Annotated in this window: 26 protein-coding genes and 1 pseudogene; 8 read left to right on the top strand and 19 right to left on the bottom strand. The window is 43.2% G+C overall.

Annotated features, from left to right (window positions below):
- Positions 1-3: 3 nt before the first annotated feature.
- The 5 genes from tuf to ADA42_RS16145 all read right to left on the bottom strand — a co-directional run bounded on the left by tuf (position 4) and on the right by ADA42_RS16145 (position 6,191).
- The gene (gene tuf, locus ADA42_RS16165) at positions 4-1,194 is read right to left on the bottom strand and encodes an elongation factor Tu (protein WP_004932358.1); all 1,191 of its coding nucleotides are present in this window, start codon (positions 1,192-1,194) and stop codon (positions 4-6) included.
- Between the two features lie 92 nt (positions 1,195-1,286).
- Positions 1,287-3,425, bottom strand: coding sequence for an elongation factor G (fusA, locus tag ADA42_RS16160; RefSeq protein WP_004935414.1), 2,139 nt, complete (start codon positions 3,423-3,425; stop codon positions 1,287-1,289).
- A gap of 181 nt (positions 3,426-3,606) precedes the next feature.
- Positions 3,607-4,077, bottom strand: coding sequence for a 30S ribosomal protein S7 (rpsG, locus tag ADA42_RS16155; RefSeq protein WP_004750610.1), 471 nt, complete (start codon positions 4,075-4,077; stop codon positions 3,607-3,609).
- Positions 4,078-4,237: 160 nt separating this feature from the next.
- Entirely contained in the window at positions 4,238-4,612 is a 375-nt protein-coding gene (rpsL, locus tag ADA42_RS16150; protein ID WP_004648013.1) for a 30S ribosomal protein S12, read from the bottom strand.
- 184 nt (positions 4,613-4,796) lie between these two features.
- Complete coding sequence (locus ADA42_RS16145) at positions 4,797-6,191, bottom strand: EcsC family protein (RefSeq protein WP_048766238.1); 1,395 nt, start codon at positions 6,189-6,191, stop codon at positions 4,797-4,799.
- Positions 6,192-6,489: 298 nt separating this feature from the next.
- Between ADA42_RS16145 and ADA42_RS16140 the strand changes: the two genes are divergently transcribed.
- Both ADA42_RS16140 and hemJ read left to right on the top strand, forming a co-directional pair.
- Positions 6,490-7,716: a beta-ketoacyl synthase N-terminal-like domain-containing protein gene (locus ADA42_RS16140; RefSeq protein ID WP_004935411.1), complete on the top strand. Its 1,227-nt coding sequence runs from the start codon at positions 6,490-6,492 to the stop codon at positions 7,714-7,716.
- 307 nt (positions 7,717-8,023) lie between these two features.
- A complete protein-coding gene (hemJ, locus tag ADA42_RS16135; protein ID WP_004935408.1) occupies positions 8,024-8,476 on the top strand; it encodes a protoporphyrinogen oxidase HemJ in 453 nt (150 codons plus the stop codon).
- Between the two features lie 23 nt (positions 8,477-8,499).
- Here hemJ and ADA42_RS16130 read toward each other — a convergent pair.
- Positions 8,500-9,628 (bottom strand): annotated as a pseudogene (locus ADA42_RS16130) (acyltransferase family protein).
- Between the two features lie 124 nt (positions 9,629-9,752).
- Positions 9,753-10,430, bottom strand: a complete 678-nt coding sequence (locus ADA42_RS16125; RefSeq protein ID WP_025096264.1) for an HAD-IA family hydrolase — start codon at positions 10,428-10,430, stop codon at positions 9,753-9,755.
- A 98-nt stretch (positions 10,431-10,528) separates the two neighbouring features.
- On the opposite strand from ADA42_RS16125, the gene ADA42_RS16120 reads away from it, so the two are divergent.
- Complete coding sequence (locus ADA42_RS16120; RefSeq protein WP_048766235.1) at positions 10,529-11,296, top strand: hydroxymethylpyrimidine/phosphomethylpyrimidine kinase; 768 nt, start codon at positions 10,529-10,531, stop codon at positions 11,294-11,296.
- Between the two features lie 120 nt (positions 11,297-11,416).
- Here the strand turns inward: ADA42_RS16120 and lysM are convergent, their stop codons facing one another.
- From lysM to ADA42_RS16090, 6 genes are all read right to left on the bottom strand, one after another.
- Complete coding sequence (gene lysM, locus ADA42_RS16115; protein WP_048766233.1) at positions 11,417-11,893, bottom strand: peptidoglycan-binding protein LysM; 477 nt, start codon at positions 11,891-11,893, stop codon at positions 11,417-11,419.
- Positions 11,894-12,073: 180 nt separating this feature from the next.
- Positions 12,074-12,310: an acyl carrier protein gene (acpP, locus tag ADA42_RS16110; RefSeq protein ID WP_004935385.1), complete on the bottom strand. Its 237-nt coding sequence runs from the start codon at positions 12,308-12,310 to the stop codon at positions 12,074-12,076.
- A gap of 85 nt (positions 12,311-12,395) precedes the next feature.
- Complete coding sequence (gene fabG, locus ADA42_RS16105; RefSeq protein WP_048766228.1) at positions 12,396-13,130, bottom strand: 3-oxoacyl-ACP reductase FabG; 735 nt, start codon at positions 13,128-13,130, stop codon at positions 12,396-12,398.
- Positions 13,127-14,113: an ACP S-malonyltransferase gene (gene fabD / locus ADA42_RS16100; RefSeq protein ID WP_004935379.1), complete on the bottom strand. Its 987-nt coding sequence runs from the start codon at positions 14,111-14,113 to the stop codon at positions 13,127-13,129. The genes fabG and fabD overlap by 4 nt, the downstream gene beginning before the upstream one ends.
- A gap of 154 nt (positions 14,114-14,267) precedes the next feature.
- Complete coding sequence (gene rpmF, locus ADA42_RS16095; protein ID WP_004922151.1) at positions 14,268-14,453, bottom strand: 50S ribosomal protein L32; 186 nt, start codon at positions 14,451-14,453, stop codon at positions 14,268-14,270.
- Positions 14,454-14,525: 72 nt separating this feature from the next.
- On the bottom strand, positions 14,526-15,086 hold the full coding sequence (locus ADA42_RS16090) for a YceD family protein (RefSeq protein WP_025094556.1): 561 nt from the start codon (positions 15,084-15,086) through the stop codon (positions 14,526-14,528).
- Between the two features lie 96 nt (positions 15,087-15,182).
- Between ADA42_RS16090 and ADA42_RS16085 the strand changes: the two genes are divergently transcribed.
- The gene (locus ADA42_RS16085; RefSeq protein ID WP_048766224.1) at positions 15,183-15,845 is read left to right on the top strand and encodes an elongation factor P hydroxylase; all 663 of its coding nucleotides are present in this window, start codon (positions 15,183-15,185) and stop codon (positions 15,843-15,845) included.
- A gap of 101 nt (positions 15,846-15,946) precedes the next feature.
- On the top strand, positions 15,947-16,564 hold the full coding sequence (locus ADA42_RS16080; protein WP_004935370.1) for an L-threonylcarbamoyladenylate synthase: 618 nt from the start codon (positions 15,947-15,949) through the stop codon (positions 16,562-16,564).
- A 21-nt stretch (positions 16,565-16,585) separates the two neighbouring features.
- Here the strand turns inward: ADA42_RS16080 and ADA42_RS16075 are convergent, their stop codons facing one another.
- On the bottom strand, positions 16,586-17,296 hold the full coding sequence (locus ADA42_RS16075) for a GNAT family N-acetyltransferase (RefSeq protein WP_048766222.1): 711 nt from the start codon (positions 17,294-17,296) through the stop codon (positions 16,586-16,588).
- Between the two features lie 305 nt (positions 17,297-17,601).
- Between ADA42_RS16075 and ADA42_RS16070 the strand changes: the two genes are divergently transcribed.
- Genes ADA42_RS16070 through rluB form a run of 3 tightly spaced genes read left to right on the top strand, consistent with a single transcriptional unit; the run spans position 17,602 to position 19,957 of the window.
- Positions 17,602-18,393: a segregation and condensation protein A gene (locus tag ADA42_RS16070; protein WP_004935364.1), complete on the top strand. Its 792-nt coding sequence runs from the start codon at positions 17,602-17,604 to the stop codon at positions 18,391-18,393.
- Entirely contained in the window at positions 18,390-18,980 is a 591-nt protein-coding gene (gene scpB, locus ADA42_RS16065; RefSeq protein ID WP_004935361.1) for an SMC-Scp complex subunit ScpB, read from the top strand. The genes ADA42_RS16070 and scpB overlap by 4 nt, the downstream gene beginning before the upstream one ends.
- A 41-nt stretch (positions 18,981-19,021) precedes the next feature.
- Entirely contained in the window at positions 19,022-19,957 is a 936-nt protein-coding gene (gene rluB / locus ADA42_RS16060) for a 23S rRNA pseudouridine(2605) synthase RluB (protein WP_004935357.1), read from the top strand.
- 174 nt (positions 19,958-20,131) lie between these two features.
- Here rluB and bioD read toward each other — a convergent pair whose 3' ends face one another.
- From bioD to ADA42_RS16035, 5 genes are all read right to left on the bottom strand, one after another.
- Positions 20,132-20,773 (bottom strand): dethiobiotin synthase, encoded by a 642-nt coding sequence (bioD, locus tag ADA42_RS16055; protein WP_048766220.1) that lies wholly within the window; start codon positions 20,771-20,773, stop codon positions 20,132-20,134.
- On the bottom strand, positions 20,770-21,537 hold the full coding sequence (gene bioC, locus ADA42_RS16050) for a malonyl-ACP O-methyltransferase BioC (RefSeq protein WP_228137589.1): 768 nt from the start codon (positions 21,535-21,537) through the stop codon (positions 20,770-20,772). The genes bioD and bioC overlap by 4 nt, the downstream gene beginning before the upstream one ends.
- Positions 21,528-22,685: an 8-amino-7-oxononanoate synthase gene (locus tag ADA42_RS16045; protein ID WP_048766217.1), complete on the bottom strand. Its 1,158-nt coding sequence runs from the start codon at positions 22,683-22,685 to the stop codon at positions 21,528-21,530. The genes bioC and ADA42_RS16045 overlap by 10 nt, the downstream gene beginning before the upstream one ends.
- Positions 22,672-23,964, bottom strand: a complete 1,293-nt coding sequence (bioA, locus tag ADA42_RS16040; protein ID WP_048766216.1) for an adenosylmethionine--8-amino-7-oxononanoate transaminase — start codon at positions 23,962-23,964, stop codon at positions 22,672-22,674. The genes ADA42_RS16045 and bioA overlap by 14 nt, the downstream gene beginning before the upstream one ends.
- 95 nt (positions 23,965-24,059) lie before the next feature.
- A complete protein-coding gene (locus ADA42_RS16035; protein ID WP_048766214.1) occupies positions 24,060-24,779 on the bottom strand; it encodes an alpha/beta fold hydrolase in 720 nt (239 codons plus the stop codon).
- Between the last annotated feature and the right edge of the window lie 57 nt (positions 24,780-24,836).

Raw genomic sequence — 24,836 nt, 5'->3', positions numbered from 1 at the left:
TGATTATGCAGTTACTTTCGCAACAACACCAGCACCTACAGTACGACCACCTTCACGGATCGCAAAACGTAGACCTGGGTCCATTGCGATTGGGTGGATCAATTCTACTGACATTTCAACGTTGTCGCCTGGCATTACCATTTCAACGCCGTCTTGTAATTGGATTGCACCAGTTACGTCAGTCGTACGGAAATAGAACTGTGGACGGTAACCGTTAAGGAACGGAGTATGACGACCACCTTCTTCTTTAGAAAGTACGTATACTTCTGCGTCGAATTTAGTGTGCGGCTTGATTGTACCTGGTTTAGCAAGTACTTGACCACGTTGTACGTCTTCACGCTTAGTACCACGAAGAAGAACACCACAGTTCTCGCCCGCACGGCCTTCGTCTAGAAGTTTACGGAACATTTCAACGCCAGTTACTGTCGTAGTTTGTGTATCACGGATACCTACGATTTCAACTGATTCGCCTACTTTCACGATACCAGCTTCTACACGGCCAGTTACTACTGTACCACGACCAGAAATTGAGAATACGTCTTCGATTGGCATCAAGAATGCTTTGTCGATTGCACGCTCTGGCTCTGGGATGTAAGAGTCTAGTGCTTCTACAAGCGCAAGAACTGAAGGCTCGCCGTACTGACCTGCGTCACCGTTAAGCGCTGCAAGTGCAGAACCACGGATCACTGGAGTGTCGTCGCCCGGGAAGTCGTAAGTAGATAGAAGTTCACGAACTTCCATTTCTACAAGCTCAAGAAGCTCTTCGTCGTCTACAAGGTCGCATTTGTTCAAGAATACAACGATGTAAGGTACACCTACCTGACGAGAAAGAAGGATGTGTTCACGAGTTTGTGGCATAGGACCGTCAGTCGCTGCACACACAAGAATCGCGCCGTCCATCTGAGCAGCACCAGTAATCATGTTTTTAACGTAGTCGGCGTGGCCTGGGCAGTCAACGTGCGCGTAGTGACGAATTGGAGAATCGTATTCTACGTGTGAAGTATTAATGGTAATACCACGTGCTTTTTCTTCTGGAGCCGAGTCGATTTGCGAGTAATCTTTCGCTTCACCGCCGTAAGTTTTCGCACAGATAGTTGCGATCGCAGCAGTAAGAGTTGTTTTACCATGGTCAACGTGACCAATTGTGCCCACGTTTACGTGTGGCTTATTACGTTCAAACTTAGCCTTAGCCATGAGTTTTTCCTTTATAAACTGCTCATGAGGGTCACTCATGAGCGCTTGGTTTTTTAACTAAAAATTAGTTTGGGCTTATAGTAATCGAAAGATTACTCGTCGTCACCTTTTTTACCGCCAGATTGGAATTTCGAAATGATGCCTTCTGCCACGTTGCGTGGAGTTTCAGCATATTTAGCAAATTCCATAGAGTAAGTCGCACGACCTTGAGACATAGAACGCATTTGAGTCGCGTAACCAAACATCTCTGCTAGTGGAACTTCTGCTTTAATTGCTTTTGTTCCGCCAGGAAGATCGTCCATACCCTGAACCATACCACGACGACGGTTTAAGTCACCCATGATATCGCCCATGTAGTCTTCTGGAGTTTCAACTTCAACTTTCATGATTGGTTCAAGAAGGATAGGATCTGCTTTCATGAAACCATCACGGAATGCATAAGAACCTGCCATTTTGAACGACAATTCATCAGAGTCGACGTCGTGGTAAGAACCGTCAAATAGAACCGCTTTAACGCCTACAACTGGGTAACCAGCCAAGACACCGTTCTTCATACGCTCTTGAATACCCTTGTCAACTGCACCGAAGAATTCTTTAGGTACTACACCACCTACAACTTCTTCAGCGAATTCGTATTCTTTACCAGCTTCTTCAACATCAAGCGGCTCAAGACGGACATAGACGTGACCGAATTTACCTTTACCACCTGTTTGACGAACGAATTTACCTTCTTGCTCAACAACTTTCTTGATTGTTTCGCGGTATGCAACCATTGGCTTACCAATGTTTGCTTCAACACCGAATTCACGCTTCATACGGTCAACGATGATGTCAAGGTGAAGCTCACCCATACCCGCAATGATCGTTTGACCAGATTCTTCATCTGTACGAACGCGGAATGATGGATCTTCTTTCGCCAAACGACCTAAAGCAATTGACATTTTTTCTTGGTCAGCTTTAGTTTTTGGTTCAACTGCCAACGAAATTACTGGCTCTGGGAATTCCATACGCTCAAGTGTAATGATGTTTTTCTCATCACACAGTGTATCACCTGTGGTAACGTCTTTAAGACCTACACACGCTGCGATATCACCCGCACGAATTTCGTCAAGATCCTGACGTTCGTTTGCGTGCATCTGTACAATACGACCGATACGCTCACGCTTCGATTTAACCGGGTTGTATACTGGATCGCCTTGTTTAAGAACGCCTGAGTAAACACGGATAAACGTCAAGTTACCTACGAATTTGTCGTTCATGATTTTGAACGCAAGTGCAGAGAACGGTGCTTCGTCAGATGCTTCACGAGTTGCTTTAGTTTCAGCTTTGTCGTCTAGAACACCTTCGATTGCCTTAACTTCTGTAGGAGAAGGTAGGAATTCGATAACTGCGTCCAACATACGTTGAACACCTTTGTTCTTAAACGCAGAACCACAAAGCATCACTTGAATTTCAGATGCCAATGTACGTGCACGTAGACCTGCGATGATGTCTTCTTTAGAAAGATCACCTTCTTCTAGGTACTTGTCCATTAACTCTTCAGACGCTTCAGCCGCAGCTTCAACCATGTTGGTACGCCATTCGTTAGCAGTATCAACGAGGTCAGCAGGGATTTCGCCGTATTCAAACTTCATACCTTGAGAAGCTTCGTCCCAGATGATCGCTTTCATTTCGATCAAATCAACAACACCAGCGAATGTATCTTCTGCACCGATTGGCACAACGATTGGCACTGGGTTACCGCCGAGGCGAGTTTTCATTTGTTCAACAACACGGAAGAAGTTTGCACCTGTACGGTCCATCTTGTTCACGAATGCTAAACGAGGTACTTGGTACTTGTTCGCTTGACGCCAAACAGTTTCAGACTGAGGCTGAACACCACCAACTGCACAGTAAACCATGCACGCACCGTCAAGAACACGCATAGAACGTTCAACTTCGATTGTGAAGTCTACGTGTCCCGGGGTGTCAATTACGTTGATACGGTGTTGGTCAAACTGGCTGCCCATACCAGACCAGAAACAAGTTGTTGCAGCAGAAGTAATGGTAATACCACGTTCTTGCTCTTGTTCCATCCAGTCCATTGTTGCTGCACCGTCGTGTACTTCACCAATTTTGTGAGATACACCTGTGTAGAACAAAATACGTTCAGTCGTTGTAGTTTTACCTGCGTCGATGTGCGCAGAAATACCGATGTTACGGTAGCGAGAAATCGGGGTTTGACGAGCCATGATGACTTACATTCCTAAATATATTGTTTAAAACAGGACGCACCAACATGAAATTGATGCGCTCGAACACTCAAGGTGGGCAACTTAAATACCCGCAAATCCCCCACTTGGGTAAAGTGCGATGTTAAATCGAGATGCAGTACGCATGAGTATTCTCCTGATGAGGGACTGTTTTATCCGCTTAGAAACGGTAATGAGAGAAGGCTTTGTTCGCTTCAGCCATACGGTGCACGTCTTCACGTTTTTTGATCGCAGCACCTTTGCCTTCAGCTGCATCAAGCAACTCGCCAGCAAGACGTAAAGCCATAGTTTTTTCAGAACGCTTAGCAGCAGCATCTACTAACCAACGCATAGCCAAGGCAGTACGACGGGATGGGCGTACTTCCATTGGTACTTGATAAGTAGCACCACCAACACGGCGTGCTTTTACTTCGACCATAGGACGAACTTTTTCAAGCGTCGCTTCAAAAAATTCTACTGGGTCTACTTTGTTTTTTTCTTGAACGCGTTCTAAAGCACCGTAAACGATACCTTCAGCAACAGACTTTTTACCGTCTTGCATAACGTGGTTCATGAATTTAGCGATTGTTTGGCTGCTGAATTTAGGATCTGGAAGGATCTCACGAGCAGCGACTACGCGACGTCTTGGCATTTTAAAACTACCTATAAATATGACACTTCAGGATGATCCAGCAGATTGTGCAAGTGTCATGCACGCTACGCTGGCCTTACTATACGTCGCTTGAATTTCAAACATTAAAGAATTCAAACAAGCGAAACGCTAAAGGATTTCGGCTTTATCGGACTAAGAATTACTTCTTAGGACGTTTAGTACCGTATTTAGAACGAGACTGGTTACGATCTTTCACACCAGCACAGTCTAAAGAACCACGAACGGTATGGTAACGTACACCTGGTAAGTCTTTAACACGACCACCACGGATAAGAACAACACTGTGCTCTTGTAGGTTATGGCCTTCACCACCAATGTAGCTAGATACTTCAAAACCAGAAGTTAAGCGAACACGGCAAACCTTACGCATTGCTGAGTTAGGTTTTTTAGGTGTAGTAGTATAAACACGTGTACAAACACCACGACGTTGTGGACAAGCCTTCAACGCAGGAACTTTGGATTTTTCAATCAAAGTTGTGCGACCCTTACGGATCAACTGATTTGTTGTTGCCATATGGCAATTCTCCCGTTAATTGAAAACCTCAAAAAGAAAACACCTCTTTTTGAGGGCATGCAATTGTAAGCCAAGATGTAAAAATGGTCAACATCGGCAGCGTTAGCAAATGTTGACCATCTCTTGACTTGCGCACGTTTTCAGACAGCAGAAAATAAACGCTTTTGTTGACGGTTTAATGACATTAAGGCGTTTTCGGTTTCGGTGTTCTTTTACGTTTAGGTTTTGCAGGTGCTGCTTGTGTCTCATCAAACGCAGCAACCTCAGTACCTTCTTCAACTTCCGTTGTTTTTAATGCGGGTTGTTGTGGCTCACTTTCTTCATGAGGCTCGACATAGTGATCGGCAAGATGTTCAATTTTTTGCTGTACTGCATCGTCAATTTCAGCTTCAGTCTGAGCAGCTTTTGGAGCTTTTCGAGTGACTTTAACTTTGGCCACTACTGGATTTTCAACAGATACTTGTTCAGCCTCAGCAGGTATCTTGGTTTCTTCCGTATTTTGTTGTGCAGCTTGAGGCTCTTTAAGGGGTACTGCTTTAAATAATGACGCCTCAGCATGATATGCCTGTAAAGGGGTCAATTGCTCATCGGGATGTTCAAGCAGGTAATGACGAGCTCCACCAAAAATGGCTTGTGCTTTATTACCTGCATCTTCAATCAGTTTCCAGCTATATATTCCACCTAGCGCAGCACCGGCGACAGGCGTTAATTTCCCGATAGCAGAAAAGCGAGATACCCCATTCAACCAGCTAAATTTTGGTTCGCCTGTCTCATCTACAAACCATTTTTTAATGGCTTCAGCATCATTACTTGAGCCCAAAAGTTGTTGAAACTGACCAATATCATGTGTCTGCAACATCGACTTCAAGGTTTTGAGCGCAAGCAACAAGGTTTGCTTTTCTGCGATCAGACTCAAATCAATTTCTTTAAAAACAAACTCGACGATATCTTGCTGAGTAGAATCACTTAAATTAAACCCGTGCGCATGACCCGTTTGATAGATAGTACGTAGCGCCAGAAGCAGTGACAATGGAACATCAAGGGCCGCTCCAGCAACACCAGTTGCGCCACTGAATGCTCCTTGTGCAATTGCAATCAGTTTATTTTGCTCGATAAAGGCATGACTCAATCGTTGCGAGCGATCTGGATTGGTGGTCAGATCTTCAATACGCTTAACCCCAGCCTCTTCAAGTACACGTTCTAGCGAACTGGTTTGCGCCGTAAAGTCATTAAGGCGGTCAAAAAGATAGTCGGCAATCTTGTCTTGAAAGTCTGGCGATAGAAAATTTGCAACACTATAGACCCGGCCGTAATGTCGACCTAAAAGCTGATGTGATACTTTCGGCAAGTGCTGACGCAACATCTGCTGAGGATTATCATACTTTTCAATTTCAAACGCGCCCTTGATTTGTGATTTTCCTTCTACGGTACGTGACTGATCCACATTGGAATTCATCTTGGAAATTGTGCCGGGAGCAACATGATTTAAGACATCCAAACCCGAAGAGCTGAGCTTTTTAGCCACTCCAAAGGCTGCCGACAACAGGCTCTGGCTTTGATTATTATTAGAATTGGTCATCAAGTACCTCTATATTCTGTTTCTTTCATTTAATGCTAAATACTAGGTGGAGTACGGATTTATCTCAACTTTAATCTGTTTCTTTTAGTTAATTGCTGTACACCACGATGCCTGATGCTGAAACATAGCACAGTTAGGAATACATATAAGATTTGCCATAAGAATTAAAAAATCATTCTGTTATTATGAATGCAATTTTAAACAATCAGCTATTGCGCCTGACGGTTGCACCCGATTGGTCAAATTTTTTGGCGCACTGAAACAAACTCAAGACTATCACCATATAAGGGATACTTAAATGAAACGTGTTGTAATTACTGGTATGGGTATTAACTCATGTATTGGTAACACTCTAGAAGATGTCACTCATTCACTCCAAAATGGAATCTCAGGCACACGTTTTAACCCAACTTATGCAGAACTCAACTTTAAAAGCCATGTGAGTGCAGCTGCAGAACAAGATTTTGACAATATTGATCGTAAACTCAAACGCTTTATGGGTGTTTGTGCAATGTATGCCTATAACTCAGCAGTTGCTGCGGTTGAGCATGCAGGTTTGACTGCTGCGGACCTTGAAGGCAATCCACGCTACGGTATCGTAGGTGGCAGTGGTGGCGGTTCAACTGCATCTGTTGTTGAAATGCAGGAACTACTTGAAACTAAAGGCGCACGTAAAGTGGGACCTTTCTTTGTACCACGTAACATGACCAACACCATTACCGCGAACGTTGGTGTTGCATTCAAACTTCAAGGCGTTTCTCACTCGATTGCCAGCGCATGTGCAACATCTGCAGATGCAATTGGTTATGCGTATAACCTCATCCAATTAGGTAAACAAGACCTGATTCTTGCAGGTGGCGGTGAAGAAGATCACTGGTCTCAAAGCTTGTTGTTTGATGCGATGGGCGCGCTCTGCTCAAAGTACAACGACACACCTGAAACTGCTTCTCGTCCATACTCGGCTGACCGTGATGGTTTCGTGATTGCTGGTGGCGGCGGTTTCTTGGTACTTGAATCACTTGAACACGCTCAAGCACGCGGTGCTAACATTTTAGCTGAAGTTGTTGCTTATGCAGCGAACGCAGACGGTGCAGATATGGTTGCTCCAAGCGGTGAAGGTGCAACACGCTGTATCTTGATGGCACTTGATGAAGCCAAGCAACACGGTGTTGAATCGATTGACTATGTCAATACACATGGCACATCAACCCCTGCTGGTGATATTACGGAGCTTAAAGCAATGGAACGTGCGTTCGGTGAAGGTAAAGTTCCTGCATTCAGCTCAACCAAATCTATGACTGGTCATAGCTTGGGTGCAGCAGGTGTTCACGAAGCGATCTACTCAGTCCTAATGCTTCAAAATGAGTTCATTGCACCAAACATCAACGTGACTGAACTCGACGAGGGCGCAAAAGGCTTCGACATCGTACTTGAAAAGCGTGATACCAAGCTCAACTCGGTAATGAGCAACAGCTTCGGCTTTGGCGGTGTGAATGCTTGCTTAATTTTCAAAAAATGGAATTAATGCCATTTTTGCAAAGCCGATTGGCCTTCTTTAAGTAACATATATGTATATAAAAAGCGGAACAATGGTTCCGCTTTTTTGTTGAGCCTACTCACAATACGACTACACTAAAATTCAATCATCACGCTTGCTGAACGATATCTCAACGTCGATATAAGTAAAAGGCAGATTGCCATTATCCTCTTGAAAAATTCAATCCAACATTGAATACTGTCCATATTCGCTGGGTGCAAACCTTATGATTTCATTTTGTTTTGTTACGTCAAATCATCAGCTTTCCACCATTGTCTTAATTTAAGGAATTGTAATGGATGCTCCATCAGACGCATTTTTATGGGTCAAAGCATTACACATTATTGCGGTAGTGTGTTGGTTCGCTGCCTTATTTTATCTACCTCGACTCTATGTTTATCATGCCATGAGTGAAGATGAGATTAGTCATCGTCGCTTCGAAATTATGGAACGTAAACTATATCGCGGTATCATGTGGCCCTCCATGATTGCAACGCTGATCACGGCTCACTTTTTAGTAGATTGGGGCGATGCCACTCGGCATTATCATGAAGCGCTTTGGTTTTATATTAAAGTGGGGTTAGTGGGACTGCTGGTTATTTATCATTTTGTGTGCGGGTATTATCGTAAAAAACTGATTGGAAATGCGCATTACAAATCACACAAATTCTGGCGTTATTTTAATGAAATGCCGACACTGATTTTATTTGCTGTCGTTATACTGGTGGTGGTTAAACCGCAGTTTTAAATAGCAAAAATTACAATAAAGCCTCAGTCGATCTGAGGCTTTTTAATGACCCATTTATCCCGAATCTTTTGGTTTAATGGTGACGAATAATATTTTTCGATTAACCAGCTCAAAATACAAGTCACAATCAAAAAAAACAATAAGTAGCATGATTTTTTGATCTGGCAAGGTTGTTTTTGGAATATACATCACCTTGATTAACCCTAAAACAATCAAGTGAAACAGATACATCTCATAGCTGCGCTGCCCGATCCAAACCAATATTTTAGAAAAAAAGGTTAAGTTTTTAGCTTGCTGCGGTTGGATAGAGCAAAATATTAATACTGCACTTAATAGCGCAAATACACTTATACTCCATGTACTCACCTCTTTGATCGGCGCATAACCATATAAAGCAATCATCAGAGCAATCACAATAAAAATGACAAGCTGAATATTTCTGAATCGAATTGATATTTTTTGTGCCAGCAGCGCAGTAAGACACCCGATTGCAATCCCATCAAAACTTGAGAAATAATGATACAAATATGCACCGCTTTCTTCGCCCGCATGCAAAAAGCGAAAGTATGGGGCATAGACAATGATCAATATAAGAAATAAAACAAAAAATTTAAATTTACTTCTGCCCAGTATCAAACATAAAAGCGGAAAAGCCAGATAAAAAACTTCCTCAACCGAAAGCGACCACAGCACTCCTAGAGCATAATTGACCCAACCATATTCGATAATTAAAAGATTCATCCAAAAGGTCAAAGCAGCAAAAACAGTAAGGTGATAAGAAACCTCTATACCAATGGGTGCCTGATTCAGAAAAGGTTGCAATCCGAAACTTCCCAATAGTGTAACCATGGATATCAGCAGAACTAAACAAGGAACAATACGAGCAATACGCCGCAGATAAAAATTCCGAATATTGATTTTGGATAAATGGCCTTCTCGACTCAAAGTATGCTGAGTAATAAGAAAACCTGAGATAACAAAAAAAAGCGTGACGCCATAATTACCGTTTCGAGCAACTAAAGTACTTAAAGGTTCACCCAAAACTGACATACCCAGCCAAGTGTCATGCAGTTTATAGGGAATATTAAAATGATGGAGTAGCACCAACAAGATAGCTACTCCTCTTAATATATCAATCCGATAACTTCTCATTTTTTCTCATTCTTATTGTATTAAAACCTATTAAAAATTTAGCAAATACCACTGATTCTTAATCAGTTTTTAGTAAAGCTAGATATTTAAAAATAAAATCAAACATTTTTAAACTCAATATATGTTACTTAGACCTTACATCCTCATGCTTGATCAGTATATTTAAAAGTTGATCAAAACGTTGAATACGATATTTTGGCATTGCCAAATCTAGTTCTTGTGCAGATCCATAACCATATTCCACCGCAATGGTCTCAATTCCATTACGACGCGCACCTAAAATATCGTGCTCGCGATCTCCGACCATGACACATTCGGCAGCATCAAGCTGCTCTTGCTGCAAAATATAAGCAATCAGGTCACCTTTATTGGTACGCTCACCTGTTAACTCGCTTCCATAAGGATGCGTGAAATAGCCAAGCAGTCCGAAATGCTCCAATATGCGTACTGCATAGACGTGTGGTTTTGCAGTGGCCAAATATAGTCGATAGCCTTCCTCTTTAAGCGCTGCTAGCGTCTGAGCCACATGTGGATAAAGCTCATTTTCAAATAACCCCACCACTGAAAATCGCTCACGATAACCCTGTAAAGCCTGCTCTGCTCGCTCATGCTCTGGCTCAACATTTAAAATTTTTGCCAATGATGCCTTAAGTGGTGGACCAATGATCCAGTCAATATTTTCACTTTCAGGCAACACACAACCTACTTTATTTAGACCAAAACGTGCCGATGTCGTGATTCCGACTTTTGGATCAGTTAACGTGCCATCAAGGTCGATCAAAATATTTTTAATGCTGCTCACAATTCATACTCAAACAATGTCAGATGAAAAAATAGGGTCGAGAGTTTTTTTAAACTTGCCTATACTACCTCAAATTCAATATTTTAAGGATGATCGTCGTGCGTCCAACCGTTCTTTGTTTTTCTGGTCTTGATCCTTCTGGCGGCGCTGGATTACAGGCCGATATTGAAGCCATTGGTCAAAGTGGCGCACATGCAGCAATCGCCTGTACAGCACTCACCATTCAAAATTCGCAGCAAGTCTTTGGTTTTGAAGCAACATCGAAAGAATTACTCCTTGCACAAGCAAATGCCGTTGTGGGTGATTTACCCATTCGATGTGTAAAATCGGGTATGCTCGGTACCACTGAAAATATTGCAGCATTGGCTGAGTTTTTACGTGCGCATCCTAACTATCAGTATGTACTTGACCCAGTACTGGTGGCCAACAGCGGCGGCTCGCTAGGCGATCAAGCCACATTGGTGAAAGCCTTTGTTGAACTCATTCCACTGGCAACCATCATTACACCGAATACTGTCGAACTGCGTGCTTTAACTGGATTAGACAACATTGAAGACGCCACACAAAAACTATTTGATTTAGGTGCGCAGGCGATTTTGGTGAAAGGCGGCCATGAAGCAACACCAGATCATATTCGCAATCAGCTCTTTGTAAAAGGTGAACTGGTTGCAGAAAGTACCTGCCCTCGCCTAGAAGGTGAATATCACGGATCAGGATGTTCATTGGCCAGTTTTATAGCAGGACGTCTGGCTTTGGGTGATGAGCTTAAAATCGCGGTTCAACACGCGGAAGTGTGGTTATTTGGTGTGCTTAAAAATGCCGAAACTCCCGTTCCAAATGGGCAAAAGATTCCAAAGCGGTTTTAAGCATTATAATGTGCGCTGTAGATGGAGCTTAAAATTACGTTACAAGCATAGCAAGCTATAGCCATAATGCAAAAAGGGCGCAATTTAATTGCGCCCTTTTACTTAGTTACTTATCACACCTTAAGCAGGAATACGCAGTACCTGTCCTGGAAAAATATCGTCTGCGTCTTTAAGTAATGGTCGATTCGCTTCAAAAATTTTATTGTAGTGATTTGGATCACCATAATATTGTTTTGAGATTTTAGATAAATTATCGCCCGATTTTACCGTATAAAATTGGCTTTCTGGTTCTGGCACTTCGACTGTCATTTGATCATCCACTTTCGCCACATGATCGATATTACCCACAGCCAGTACAATTTTTTCTTTGTCGGCCTGACTTTTCACTTTACCCTGAATCGTGGCCAGATCGGTAGTACTGTTATAGTTGATCACCAAGCCCTGCACGCCCAAACCAAGTTGCTGTACATGTGCCAGTAACTGATTAGCAATTTGCTGGGCTGTGGGTTCCTGAGGTGTAGCGGCTGGTGTTGGTGCTTGTTCGACGTGTGCCTGATTCTTTTTTCCAATTCCTTTAACAAAATCAAAAAGGCCCATCATTTTCTCCTGTTGTTTTTTTCATTAAGCAAATAAACGCCTTTCTAGTAAAACTGAAAATCACTCTGATTTAAGTGGTGATTCCCTTACAGCAAGTAATAAAATGTAAATTGCATCACATATCTTAAATCACACACATAAAAAAACCACCTTGCGGTGGCTTTTATCAACATCAATTAATTAACCAAGTTTTTTGGTTACATAATCAATTGCTGATTGAACAGTTGTGATTTCGTTTGAATCTTCATCAGGAATCGTGATGTCGAAGTCATTTTCGAAAGACATAACAAGTTCAACTAGATCTAGAGAGTCAGCGCCCAAATCATCCATGAAAGATGCTTCGTTTTTGATCTCTTCTGCTTTCATACCAAGTTGTTCAGCAACTGCTTGCTTAACACGTTGTTCGATATCGCTCACAGGAATTCTCCTCATTGCTTGTGGCGTTTTAAATGCCGTTAGTGTAATTGAATATTGGATTTTTTGAAAGTTAATACATCAGCACTTAGGCCATGTATAAACCACCATTTACGTGTAATACCGTGCCAGTAATGTAACTTGCCTTATCGGAAGCCAAATAACTTACTGCATTTGCGATATCTTGTGGTTCACCAAGACGACCCAAAGCGACTTGATCACTCATCTTCTTGCGCAAATCTTCACTCAGCGCATCAGTCATTTCAGTCGCAATAAAGCCAGGTGCGATACTGTTCACCGTAATCTGGCGGCTACCCATCTCTTTTGCAAGGCTGCGGCTAAATGCTTCAATACCGGCTTTAGCGGCTGAATAGTTGGCTTGGCCTGGGTTTGCAAAATGTGCAACCACCGAACTGATATTGATAATACGGCCAAAGCGAGCTTTGGTCATACCCTTCAATACGCGCTTAGAAAGACGATAAACCGCTTTCAGATGAATATTTAGAATGTCGTCCCAGTCATCTTCGCTCATACGCAGCAAGAGATTGTCACGCGTAATACCCGCATTGTTGACCAAGACCAAAACTGGACCATAATTTTGTTCGATGTTTGAAACAACTGCTTCAATTTCATCCAAATTACGTACGTCTAGGGTGAGGCCTGTACCTTGCTCCCCAAAACTTTCAGATAATTTTTCAGCCCCAGATTCGCTGGTTGCTGTACCAACGACAAAGAAACCGTCTTGAATAAGTTGCTGGGCAATCGCTGCACCAATGCCACGGCTCGCGCCTGTTACCAATGCAACTTTACGTTGTTGTGTCATGCAATTTTTCCTTCAGCCACTAAAACTGCATTTAGGGCATCTTCCATGCGACTATTCGTATCGATCGCAAATGCTTTTTCAATATTTGGTAAACGTTTTGCCAGATTGCTTAATACCGTACCCGGGCCACACTCAACAATGTACTGGATGCCTTGATCCTGTAAATATTGCATGGTGCGTGTCCATTGCACAGATTGATACAACTGCGCAGTTAACGCTTGGCGTAATTGAGTCACGTCAGAGGCAATTCCTGCGTTTACATTTTGTATTACAGGTAGGCTTGGTAGCTCAATGGCAGTTTGTTCCAATGCTTCAGCAAATTTTTCTGCCGCAGGCTTCATTAATGAACAATGCGAAGGTACCGAAACAGGCAGTGCAATCGCTTTACCCGACTGCTCTTTTGCAAGCGTCATGACTTGATTGACCAATGCTGCCGAACCTGCAATCACTACCTGACCTTGAGCATTGTAGTTTGCTGCCTCGACAGAGCCTTCACCTGCTGCTGTCACTTGCTTACAAAGCTCAATAACTTGATCGTCTGCCAAGCCCAGAATTGCCGCCATAGCGCCCACACCCTGAGGGACTGCGCTTTGCATCAATTTACCACGCAGATTGACCAATTTGGCCGCATCGCCGAGCGACAACGCACCAGCAGCCACCAACGCACTGTATTCGCCAAGTGAATGTCCTGCAAGGTATTTAGGGGCCAAACCGCCTAAATCCAGCCAGACACGCCATAACGCAATACTTGCCGTTAATAGTACCGGCTGAGTGTTTTCGGTTTGATCAAGCCCTTCGCCACTTTGTGCGATATGCCACAAATCAAAACCGACTGCGTCAGAAGCCTCCGCAAAGGTTTCTTTCACACCACTAAACTGCTCTGCAAGTTCAGCGAGCATGCCGACTTTTTGCGAACCTTGACCAGGAAATACAAATGCAGTTTTCGTTGCTTGAGCGACTTGATCGAGTCGTTTAGCAGACATATAAAAATCCTTTATTTCGTCTTTGCTTAATTTCTAAGGCGGAAATTTATCATTATTCTATAGATTTTATAATTGCGAAAAACAACAAAAAAAGGGAGCTTTCGCTCCCATTTTTTCTACATTAAAGCCTTAAGCTCAATGCAAATTCACTAAATTATTCAGCGTCAGCTGCTTTAGCGAATAATTGACGACCACGGTAGATACCATCTTTAGTCACGTGGTGACGGCGATGAGTTTCACCAGTAGTTTGGTCAACTGTTAATGCATTCTCGGTTAAAGCGTCATGTGAACGGCGCATGTCACGGCGAGAGCGACTTTTACGGTTTTGCTGAACGGCCATGATGGCTCCTTACAAAGATCGAAAAAAATGGATCAGAACAAATTCAGTTATCTCAACCAATAAGTATAACACTTATGAGTTAAGTTTACCTTTCAAACTTGCTAAAACATCAAACGGATTATCACGTTTTTCTTCAACAATGTCCTGAACGGTAGGCTGATGTTTATGTTCACAAGCATCATGCTTGGGAGACAGAGGCATCAACAGTAACAGTTCATCTTCTAGTAATGAGAGTAAATCAACAGTCGCAGGAGTGGTAAAATCACCCTTTGTTGACGATTCACTTTCACCTAAAACGATGAAATCAGCATCCTCATCCAAGCGCTCTATCAGTGACTCATCATCGATCAAGGCAAGACGGAAATCTGAAACAAGAGGAATTTCCACTGGCTCCAGACAACGCTGACATTCTAGCGGAACTTTTGTTTCAACATGACCATCAAACCATACAACGCGATGATACGCATCCATTGATAGTTTACAGTCTATATAGATCAATTGATCATTAATTGATCCAACAGCTTCACGAGCAATACGAGCAAAGCGAGACAATGGCAGTGTTCCTGACCATGTAAAGCCTTGTTCAGCCCATTTATACGGCTCAATCTGTGCCGGAAAGGTATTTGCTGACATAATTAAGGCGGCAATTCTACAAATTCATCAGTACTCTGTCAAAGATTAAGATACAATTTTGTACCAAATCTGACAGAACTCGGGGTAAATTAAGCAATGCACCTGTTGCAGCCGCAACCTGAAGTAACAACTTCATCACTTGTTCGCACCCATCTCACGTGTGATTCTGCCTTGTCGATAGACACAGTGCAACTCTCACCATGGAGAAATTTACAAACTGAGCAGGATCAGGTGGACTGGCTCATTTTACACTTTAATCACTGGTTTTCCCATCAAAATGTGACTTTAGTGAAAGGTGAAGTAGAACCTGAGTATTTTCCTGCATCAAATCATACGCCTGCGCGTATTCAGTTTGCGCATGGTTTCTTTAATAGTGCCTTACATGAAATCAGTCACTGGACGATTGCCGGCGCCAAAAGACGCTTATTGCCAGATTTGGGCTATTGGTATGCTCCTGATGGCCGTACAGCCGAGCAGCAAGCGCTTTTTGAACAGGTCGAAATCAAACCGCAAGCCATTGAATGGTTATTTGCGCAAGCGTTTGGGCGTAAATTTAGAGTATCTCTAGATAACTTAACTGGCGATGGTGGTGACGGCTCGCGATTTAAAGACAATGTCTTTCTTCAGGTGCAAAAGTTTTTTTCAGGCGAGACCAAAATTCCTGCCGATGCATTGCATTTTATTCAATGTATTTGTATGACCACTCGAGACGGTGAGCTTCTTGGCGCACATGAATTTTTACGCAACGCACTGGATTAGATTACATAATCTCTACTTGTGGTCACGCATTCGACGCAGCGCATATGCTTAAATGTAAACACTGACTTTAAAACAATAACAGAATCAAGGAGTATCCAGATATGTTGCATTTGCATATACATCCAGACAATCCGCAAGCACGCTTAATTCATCAAGCAGTGGAGCGTATCCGAGCAGGCGATGTGGTGGTCTACCCGACTGATGCAGCGTACTCGATTGGTTGTCAAATTGGAAATAAATCGGCAATGGAGCGAATTGCTCAAATCCGTGGCTTAGGTCCAAAACATCAATATGCCATTATGTGTTGTGATTTATCCGATATTGCCACCTATGCTAAAGTGGATAACGCGATGTATCGTCTACTTAAGACCAACACACCCTCGATCACGACTTTTATTTTACCTGCAACCAGCGAAGTCCCTAAACGCTTGATGCACCCCAAGAAAAAAACCATTGGCTTACGTATTCCAACCAATCCAATCTGTCAGGCCTTACTTCAAGAACTGGGCGAACCGATCTTGACCAGTACCCTGATATTGCCGGGGCAAGACGATCCACTCGATGACCCTTATGATATTGAAAACCAGCTCGCTAAGCGTGTCGATGTCTTCATTGATGGTGGCTTCGGTACGCTCACTACCACCAGTATTGTAGATTTGTCGGGAGAAAATCCGGAAGTTGTACGCCGAGGTGCCGGCGATGTCAGTGCTTTTGAATAAGCACTGACATGCTGATCAGCCTTAAATCTCCTGACTCGCACATTCGTCCAAACGTCTTTTTTGTTTGCCCAATTTGTCGAAGTTCAGCGGATCAAGCCATTGCAAATAGGTGTTTTGACGCTTTGGCCACTCAATATCAATCATTGAAAACCAAGCGGTATCACGATTACGTCCTTTAGTCACCCGATCTTGCCGGAACAACCCCTCATAGGTAAATCCGAATCTAAGTGCTGCATTTTTTGAAGGTTGGTTAAGGTCATCACACTTCCATTCCACGCGACGCATACCTTGTTGAAAGCAATCTCTCAACAATAAGAAGATCGCTTCAGTGGCAGCGGGTGTTTGTTTTAATCGGTGCGAAAAGTAAACATTACCAATCTCGACTGCTGCATGCTGCGCGCGTAAATTTAGCAGTGCAACCCAACCAACCGCCTTGCCCTCTACGACAATCCAATAATGATGAGAAGGTTCAAAGCCAAACTTACACCTCAGATTTTGCTCAAGTTCAACCTCACTTTGTGGTGCTTCATAAGGCAAATACGTCCAACACCTTGCATCAGGCTCTGAATTCACGCATGTCCAGAGCTGCTTGGCATAATCTAAAGTAAATGTATCTTTTTCAATGGGCAGCAAATCGACATAGTTTCCCGTAAGTGTATGGGCTTTAAATTGAATCGGGACAGCGAGCGCTACCGCATCACCTACGGGCTGACCAAATTGATTCGATTTCATTTTTAGTCCTTGAAATGTGTTTTATATGAATATGTTTTTGCATTGAGGATCAAAAAACTTAAGACCAACATGCTAAATAAGTAGTGTAAGCAGGTAAATCATGTCACCAATTCACAAAGATGGCATCAACAATGTGCCTCTTCATCGATTTAATTTTGGATTTTATTCTTTTAGGCAATGTATTCGATACCAAATTTAGATTAGAATGGCGCATATTTTATTTACTTCTCCTTTTTAAGTAGCGATTATGCGTTACTTACGAAACACTTTCATGCCTTTGAAAATTCGCGTGGCCTAATATTGTAATGAATCAAGCTTTACCTTCTTCAGAAGATCACCTTCCCAATATTCGTGTATTGGATGAATGGCAAGCGTCTATTCCTGAAGATCTTTATATTCCGCCTGCTGCATTTGAAATATTACTCGAACATTTCGAGGGCCCACTCGACTTTTTAATTTACCTGATTCAAAAAAACGGTTTTGATTTATTGCAGGTTGATATTGCACCAATTGCCACGCAATATTTGGCTTACATGGACGCCATGAAATCGCTGGATATCGAACTGACTGCCGACTATATGGTGATGGCGGCATTACTTGCAGATTTAAAATCGCGCCTTTTGCTTCCAAAACCAACGACGCTCTCTATTGAAAAAGACCCTAAACAAGCGCTGATTGATCGTTTAGAAACCTATTTGCGCGTCAAAAAAGCTGCCGAACGTCTTGGACAGTTTCCTGTTTTGGAGCGTGATACCTTTCATCCGAATGTCGGATTAGGTGTGATTGCGCCGATATATGAAGGCTATGATGTACAAAGCCTTCACGATGCATTGTTTTGTATTTTTAATCGTCCCGAACCAGTGACGCATACCGTTGCGCAAGAACCTGTTTTACTTGAAGAGCGTATTGCATATATTGAAGCACAGGTTCAATCGGGTGAGATTTTAAACTTTGTCTCACTGTTAAAGCCACAACAGGGGCGCATGGGCATGGTGGTCACGTTTATGGCCATTTTAGAACTGACGCGCCAGCAAAAAATTAAAATCATCGCTTCTGGTGTAGAGGCACCGCTCGCAATTCAAGGAGCTCAGATATGACCATAGACCAAAGTGCTGCACTGTCTTTTGAAGATATTCATCATGAAGTCTTGTTGCAAATGGAAGCCATTTTGTTTGCAAGTGACGCGCCTGTTTCACTGGCACGTTTAAAAGAAGCATTTAACAATCAATACAGTAAGCAACAGCTTCGGCATTTTTTACAACAACTTGCCGTGTTGCAGCATGGTCGTTCTATTGAATTAATAGAGACTGCTCAAGGTTTTAGGTTTCAGGTTCGCTCAAAATATCGTAATATAATTGCGCAAGTTTGGCCTGAACGTCCAACAAAGTTGTCTCCCTCCCTTCTTGAAACGATTGCGGTGATTGCGTATCACCAGCCTGTGACACGTGCGGATATTGAACAAATACGGGGCGTCTCAAATAACAGTCAGATTTTAAGGCTGCTGTTTGAATGGAACTGGATCAAGGAATCTGGTTTTAGAGACTTGCCCGGAAGACCTGCGTTGTTAATTACAACGCCTCAATTTTTGAATGCGTTTGGCCTAGTCTCACTGGGTCAATTGCCTCCCCTGCAGGATGCCAAGGACGCGTTTATGGGTTTGGATGTACATGCACCCAAATCATAAATCGGTGAACTGTTGACAATTATTTCTAAGGTTATGCTGTCATGAGTGAAAAATTGCAAAAAGTATTAGCGCGAATTGGTTTAGGTTCTCGCAGATATATGGAAGAGGTCATTGCCGCGGGTCGCGTCAGTGTGAATGGCCAAATTGCTCAAGTTGGTGAACGGATTGAACCAGGCGATGAATTAAGGATTGATGGTCGTAAGGTACAATTTCAGATCGAAGACGAAATTCGTCGTCGCGTACTGATCTATTACAAACCAGAAGGTGAAATCTGTTCTCGTAACGATCCAGAACAGCGTCCAACCGTGTTTGATCATTTGCCACAAATCGCCAATGATCGCTGGGTGATGGTGGGACGTCTCGACATCAACAGTACTGGGTTATTATTGTTTACAAACGATGGTGAACTGGCCAACCGCTTGATGCACCCCTCTAATGAAATTGAACGCGAATATGCCGTACGCGTCATGGGTGAAGTGACCCCTCAAATTCGTCAGACCTTACTCAATGGTGTCGTACTTGATGATGGTCCAGCGAAGTTTGAATCTTTTTCTGAGCTCGGTGGTGACGGAATCAACCGTTGGTATCAGGTCGTGGTTAAAGAAGGCCGTAACCGCGAAGTTCGTCGTTTGTTCGAATCTCAAGGGCTTAAAGTCAGCCGCCTGCTTCGTACCCGCTACGGTTCAGTTATTTTACCGCGTGAATTGCGTACTGGCCGCTGGATGGAACTCGACAAAGGCGATATCGATAGCTTAACCAAACTGGTTGAACTCAAACCACGTCAAGGCACTGGCTTATACGGTATGGCAAAACGTCGTACTGAACGTATGGCCGAAAAGCCGATGGCAGCGCGTCGTGGCGGCTATTTACGCCAGCAAAAGCGTGACACCAGCGAAACTGAAAACACACGTGAAGGCGGCATGAAAAATACTCGTCGTCCAGCACCGAACTATCAAAAAGGCTTTAAAAAGATGTAAGTCTTAGTTGCTAGGTTGTGCAATAAACATTAAAAGCCAATGTAGAACGCTACATTGGCTTTTTTTATAAATTAATCAAACAGAATGGCTAAATATACAGCGCACATCAATTTTTATATGTCGTCTGTTCTGTAGATATTTTTACGTTTTAAAATATAAGCTATAAGATACAAATTAAAACTTTGGAATATCAATCCAGAGCGCCTCTGGAAAGTGTTGCTGCAAATAATGTTTTAAATAAACTGCCGTATCTTGTGAAATCAACGGATCTTTGGATTCATCGTTTAGGTTGTACGCCAACGCATAGAGTGTGAGTCCGCGTTGCTTGAGCGCTTCAAGACTCAGTAAGGTATGGTTGATACTCCCCAAGCGCCCAGAACTCACTAAAATAACTGGAAATTTTCTCTTCACAATATAATCAATGGTGAGCAACTGATCGGTTAACGGCACCATCAAACCGCCTGCACCTTCAAGCAAGACCGTATCAAAGCGTTGCATCAACGTTGCTGTAGCGTGTTCGATTTTATCAAAATCGATCTCACGACCATCGATTTTTGTCGCCAGATGTGGCGATGCCGGATAGCTAAAAATCTCGGGCATGGTCAGCTTTTCAAAATCTTCAGGCAACAAGCCGGTTTGCATAATTTCACGATGCTTTTGAATATCTTCAGACAGTTCTTGATTGCCTGTTTGAATGAGCTTTTGCGTGATCACACGCTGGCCTTCGCTGCTCCATTTTTTTGCCAGATAACCCGTGGCAAAGGTTTTACCAATTTCGGTATCGATACCGCTGACAAAATAAACCGATGCTGTCATGTTGTTCTCCGTGCCAAGCAGTAAAGCGGATGATAGGTCAAAGGATATAGACCTTCATTATTTTTAAATTGCTGATAATCCTGATAAAAATTTTGTAAGGTGCCTTTGGTCCAGTGCGGCTGATTACCTTGAGTTGTTCCTGTCACGCCGGTCAGTTTCAGGTGCTTGAGCACTGCCTTGGGGGTATCAAAATACATCTCAAGCAGTTGATCTTCCAGATAGACACATTCAAAGCCAGCACGCTGTAACTGCACTTGCCAATCTTGACGCGACCAATAGCTTAAACCTTGCCCGGTTAATTGCTTAATTTGGGTGAAATTTAATGGAGCAAAACTTGATAGGCACAGCCAAGCGCCGGGTTGTAAGGCATCATGACAGCGCTGTAGCAATTGGGGCAAATCATGCACCCATTGCACTGCTGAACTAGAAATCACTGCGTCGAGTGCTGTAGGTAAATCGATATGTTCGATGTCGCCTATGCACCATGTGATCGGTTGTTCATCGAGAAAATGCTGTTGTACATCAGCATACAAATCGTTGAGGTACAACCGACTGATCGCAAAATTGGCCAATACATAGTGCGTGAGATTACCCGAGCCACAACCAATTTCAAAGACATGTGGCAACGCTACTGGACAATACTGTTGCATCAGCTCAGCCAATTTCTGACTAATCGCTTTTTGAACGACTGCTTGCTCGACATAGCTTTGCCCTGCTTTGGCAAAACGCTGTGCTATGCGTGTTTTATCTAATTTCACAAACAGCTCACCAATCGATCAAGATCGTGTAATTGAATCATTGAGGTTAATGAAATGCGTAAGCGTGCGCTGTGCTGCGGCACAGTAGGTGGACGTACAGGCATGGCATAAAAACCACAATCTTGCACACGTTTCGACTGATCAACGGCAGCCTGACTTTCGCCCACAATAATTGGCACAATATGGCTACTTGATGGACTACTATACCCCTTTGCAACCACAGCGCGTTGTAAATGCTCGCTGATTGCGGCCAAATGTGTACGTTGCTGCTGTGCATGTAACATCTTCGACCAGACAAAATGTGTCCAGGCGATGCTAATTGGGGGCAAGGCGGTACTAAAAATCAGTGGTCGCATGGTATTAATCAGATAAGTTCGTAAGATCGGATCACAAATCAGATAACCGCCCACTGAAGCCAGCGCTTTGCCAAAAGTCCCGACCAAGCAATCAATCTCTTGAATCACACCGTATTGTTCTGCACAGCCTAAACCTAATTCTCCCCGAACGCCTATCGCATGGGCTTCATCTACATAGAGCATGGTTTTGCTAAAGCGTTTTTTGATGCTCACCAACGCTTTTAGGTCGGTTTCATCACCATCCATACTAAAAATACTTTCAGTGACAATAATAATCCGATCAAACTGATCATCATCATGATATTGAGTCAGCAGCTTTTCTAAATGAGCTAAATCATTATGACGATAACGAACGTACTTGGCTGGTGAAAGCCGAATGCCGTCAATCATACTGGCATGTACCAGCTTATCGGCTAAAATCAGGGTCTTGGCATCGGCCAAAGCAGGCAAAATACCAATATTCATATGATAGCCACTGTTGAACAAAAGCGCGGCTCTGCCACCAAAAGCCTCACTCAAGGTATGTTCAAATTGCTCATACTCAGCAAAATTTCCAGTCAGTAAACGCGAGGAAGAAGAGCTAAAGTAACAGCGCGCTAACGGCTGTAAATCTAAAAATGCTTCACGCAAGGTCAGATCGGCAGCCAGACCCAAATAATCATTTGAAGATAAATTCAACATGCGCTGCCCAGCAATCTCGATGTAGGCATCTTGCTGATGATTTGGCTTAAACTGACGCAGATTCCCGCTTAGCTTTAATTGCTCGAGTTGCTGAGCATAATGATCAAGCAACGCCATAATGTACTCCCTGTTCCATTTCACGCACCACCTTGATCATATTTTGGAGCAACTGTTCTAACTCATGCGTTGTAATCACATACGGCGGCATTATGTACACCAATTTACCAAATGGCCGAATCCAGATGCCAAGCTCTACAAAGCGCTGCTGTAATTCACGCATGTTGACATTATATTTGAGCTCTACGACACCAATTGCACCCAAAATACGTACATTGGCGACATGGTCTAGCTCCGCAAGCGAGTGAAGCTGCTGCAACTGTGTTTCAATACGGCGAATATTGCTCTGCCAGTCTTGCTCAATCAGCAACTGGGTACTTTTATATGCCACCGCACACGCCAGTGGATTTCCCATAAATGTAGGCCCATGCATAAATACACCAGCCTCTCCCTGACTGATGACCTCAGCAACATGCTTACTGGTCAAGGTGGCGGCGAGACTCATATAACCACCCGTTAATCCTTTACCTATACACATGATGTCTGGCTCAACTTGAGCATGCTCCCATGCAAAGAGTTTGCCTGTGCGGCCAAATCCTGTCGCAATCTCATCAAAAATGAGTAGTAAATGATATTTATCACAGAGCTGTTTGAGCTGGCGCAAATATTCGGGATGATAAAAGCGCATTCCTCCCGCACCTTGAACAATCGGTTCAATAATAAATGCCGCTAACTCTTGATGATGAGCCTCAAGCATCTGTTCGACCACGTGCATTTCTTCTGGATTCCAGTCTGCATCGAAAGGCGTCTGTGGCGCCGGCACGAAGATACGTTTTGCAAGACTGCTACCAAAAACTTGATGCATACCCGTCACGGGGTCACACACCGACATCGCGTTCCATGTGTCACCATGATAACCAGAGCGCGTTGTAATGAAATTGGTTTTTTGCGACAACCCCTGAGCAGTCCAGTATTGCACGGCCATTTTAAGTGCGACTTCTACCGACACCGATCCAGAATCGGAATAAAAGATTTTATCTAAGCTTGGCGGCGTTATTTTTAACAGGATTTTGCCCAGATTGATGGCAGGATCATGGGTAAAACCACCAAACATGATGTGTGACATCTGATCAAGCTGGTCTTTGGCTGCCTGATTCAATTCAGGATGATTATAGCCATGAATGGTGCACCACCAAGATGACATACCGTCTATTAACTGACGCCCGTCATCAAGCTCAATGGTAACACCGTAAGCACGCTTAACCTTAAAAGTTGGCAATGGATTCATCATCGAGGTATACGGATGCCAGATATGTTCCAAATCAAACTGATCCACCACGGATGACTCCTTATTGCTTAAATACTTCAATCGCCACCATGTTAAACCTGCTCGGTTTAGAAATAAATTGCGAGAACCATCATTTCGGCTAAAGCTTAGACCGATGTTTGAATAAATTTTTCAATTTCCTTGCAAGTTTCAATCACTTTCGTAAATGGAAAACTATGCGCAGCATCATGAAAAGTAATTACTTTAATTTTTTCTGAAGCTAAATACTGCATTTTTTCAACAATTTGGCAAGGAACTAATGCATCTTGCCTTGCAAACACATGAAGCTGATTTCCCGAATAACTTTTTAGTGTATCGACCAGATTGAGTTGTTGCAGGAGTTTTAATCCTTGTTGAAGCAACGAAATGGGTTGTGCCCGTAACAAACTTTGCATAAAAGTCCAATCGTGTTTTGCACTTGTAACGCCTTTGGTGACCAGCAATCCAAATCGCTTGAGCGTACTTGCCGGATCATGCAGAAATCCAGCTTTAAACGCTGCAAATGTCTCTTGTGGCATAGCACATTCCCAGTTTGGCTGTGCAACAAAACATGGATTGCTCGCGAGTGTGATCACGGGCAACGTGTCTCCTGTCTCTTGTTGTAACGCATGAGCCAAAAGCAAGGCAAGTTGGCCGCCTAATGACCAACCTATTATTACATCGGCAGTCTTTGCCTGTTGAACCCGATCTTGCATCACAACAGGATCGAATGCATCAAAGATATTCATTAATGTAACTGTATGACCGCACTGCTGTAATTGCTGTTGAAGCGGCTCAAGTAGCCCTGTTCCACCACCCCAACCTGTAATGAGTAAAATTTGAGCCATTTCAAAACTCTAAGCACAAAATAACAATTTGACCCAGTATAAAAGAGTTATAAACGA

It is taken from the genome of Acinetobacter sp. 243_ASPC (genome assembly GCF_001054715.1).
GTDB lineage: Bacteria > Pseudomonadota > Gammaproteobacteria > Pseudomonadales > Moraxellaceae > Acinetobacter > Acinetobacter soli.
This window is presented reverse-complemented; position numbering and strand designations above follow the sequence as displayed.

Coding starts and splice junctions, on each gene's coding strand:
- rpmF (WP_004922151.1), bottom strand. CDS start 14,453: ATGGCCGTTCAGCAAAACCGTAAAAGTCGCTCTCGCCGTGACATGCGC.
- ADA42_RS16045 (WP_048766217.1), bottom strand. CDS start 22,685: ATGGCGTTGCTTGATCATTATGCTCAGCAACTCGAGCAATTAAAGCTA.
- ADA42_RS16035 (WP_048766214.1), bottom strand. CDS start 24,779: ATGGCTCAAATTTTACTCATTACAGGTTGGGGTGGTGGAACAGGGCTA.
- rpsG (WP_004750610.1), bottom strand. CDS start 4,077: ATGCCAAGACGTCGCGTAGTCGCTGCTCGTGAGATCCTTCCAGATCCT.
- ADA42_RS16090 (WP_025094556.1), bottom strand. CDS start 15,086: ATGTCAGCAAATACCTTTCCGGCACAGATTGAGCCGTATAAATGGGCT.
- scpB (WP_004935361.1), top strand. CDS start 18,390: ATGACCATAGACCAAAGTGCTGCACTGTCTTTTGAAGATATTCATCAT.
- ADA42_RS16075 (WP_048766222.1), bottom strand. CDS start 17,296: ATGAAATCGAATCAATTTGGTCAGCCCGTAGGTGATGCGGTAGCGCTC.
- rluB (WP_004935357.1), top strand. CDS start 19,022: ATGAGTGAAAAATTGCAAAAAGTATTAGCGCGAATTGGTTTAGGTTCT.
- lysM (WP_048766233.1), bottom strand. CDS start 11,893: ATGGGCCTTTTTGATTTTGTTAAAGGAATTGGAAAAAAGAATCAGGCA.
- fabD (WP_004935379.1), bottom strand. CDS start 14,113: ATGTCTGCTAAACGACTCGATCAAGTCGCTCAAGCAACGAAAACTGCA.
- tuf (WP_004932358.1), bottom strand. CDS start 1,194: ATGGCTAAGGCTAAGTTTGAACGTAATAAGCCACACGTAAACGTGGGC.
- ADA42_RS16080 (WP_004935370.1), top strand. CDS start 15,947: ATGTTGCATTTGCATATACATCCAGACAATCCGCAAGCACGCTTAATT.
- hemJ (WP_004935408.1), top strand. CDS start 8,024: ATGGATGCTCCATCAGACGCATTTTTATGGGTCAAAGCATTACACATT.
- fusA (WP_004935414.1), bottom strand. CDS start 3,425: ATGGCTCGTCAAACCCCGATTTCTCGCTACCGTAACATCGGTATTTCT.
- rpsL (WP_004648013.1), bottom strand. CDS start 4,612: ATGGCAACAACAAATCAGTTGATCCGTAAGGGTCGCACAACTTTGATT.
- ADA42_RS16070 (WP_004935364.1), top strand. CDS start 17,602: ATGAATCAAGCTTTACCTTCTTCAGAAGATCACCTTCCCAATATTCGT.
- ADA42_RS16140 (WP_004935411.1), top strand. CDS start 6,490: ATGAAACGTGTTGTAATTACTGGTATGGGTATTAACTCATGTATTGGT.
- fabG (WP_048766228.1), bottom strand. CDS start 13,130: ATGACACAACAACGTAAAGTTGCATTGGTAACAGGCGCGAGCCGTGGC.
- ADA42_RS16085 (WP_048766224.1), top strand. CDS start 15,183: ATGCACCTGTTGCAGCCGCAACCTGAAGTAACAACTTCATCACTTGTT.
- bioD (WP_048766220.1), bottom strand. CDS start 20,773: ATGACAGCATCGGTTTATTTTGTCAGCGGTATCGATACCGAAATTGGT.
- ADA42_RS16145 (WP_048766238.1), bottom strand. CDS start 6,191: ATGACCAATTCTAATAATAATCAAAGCCAGAGCCTGTTGTCGGCAGCC.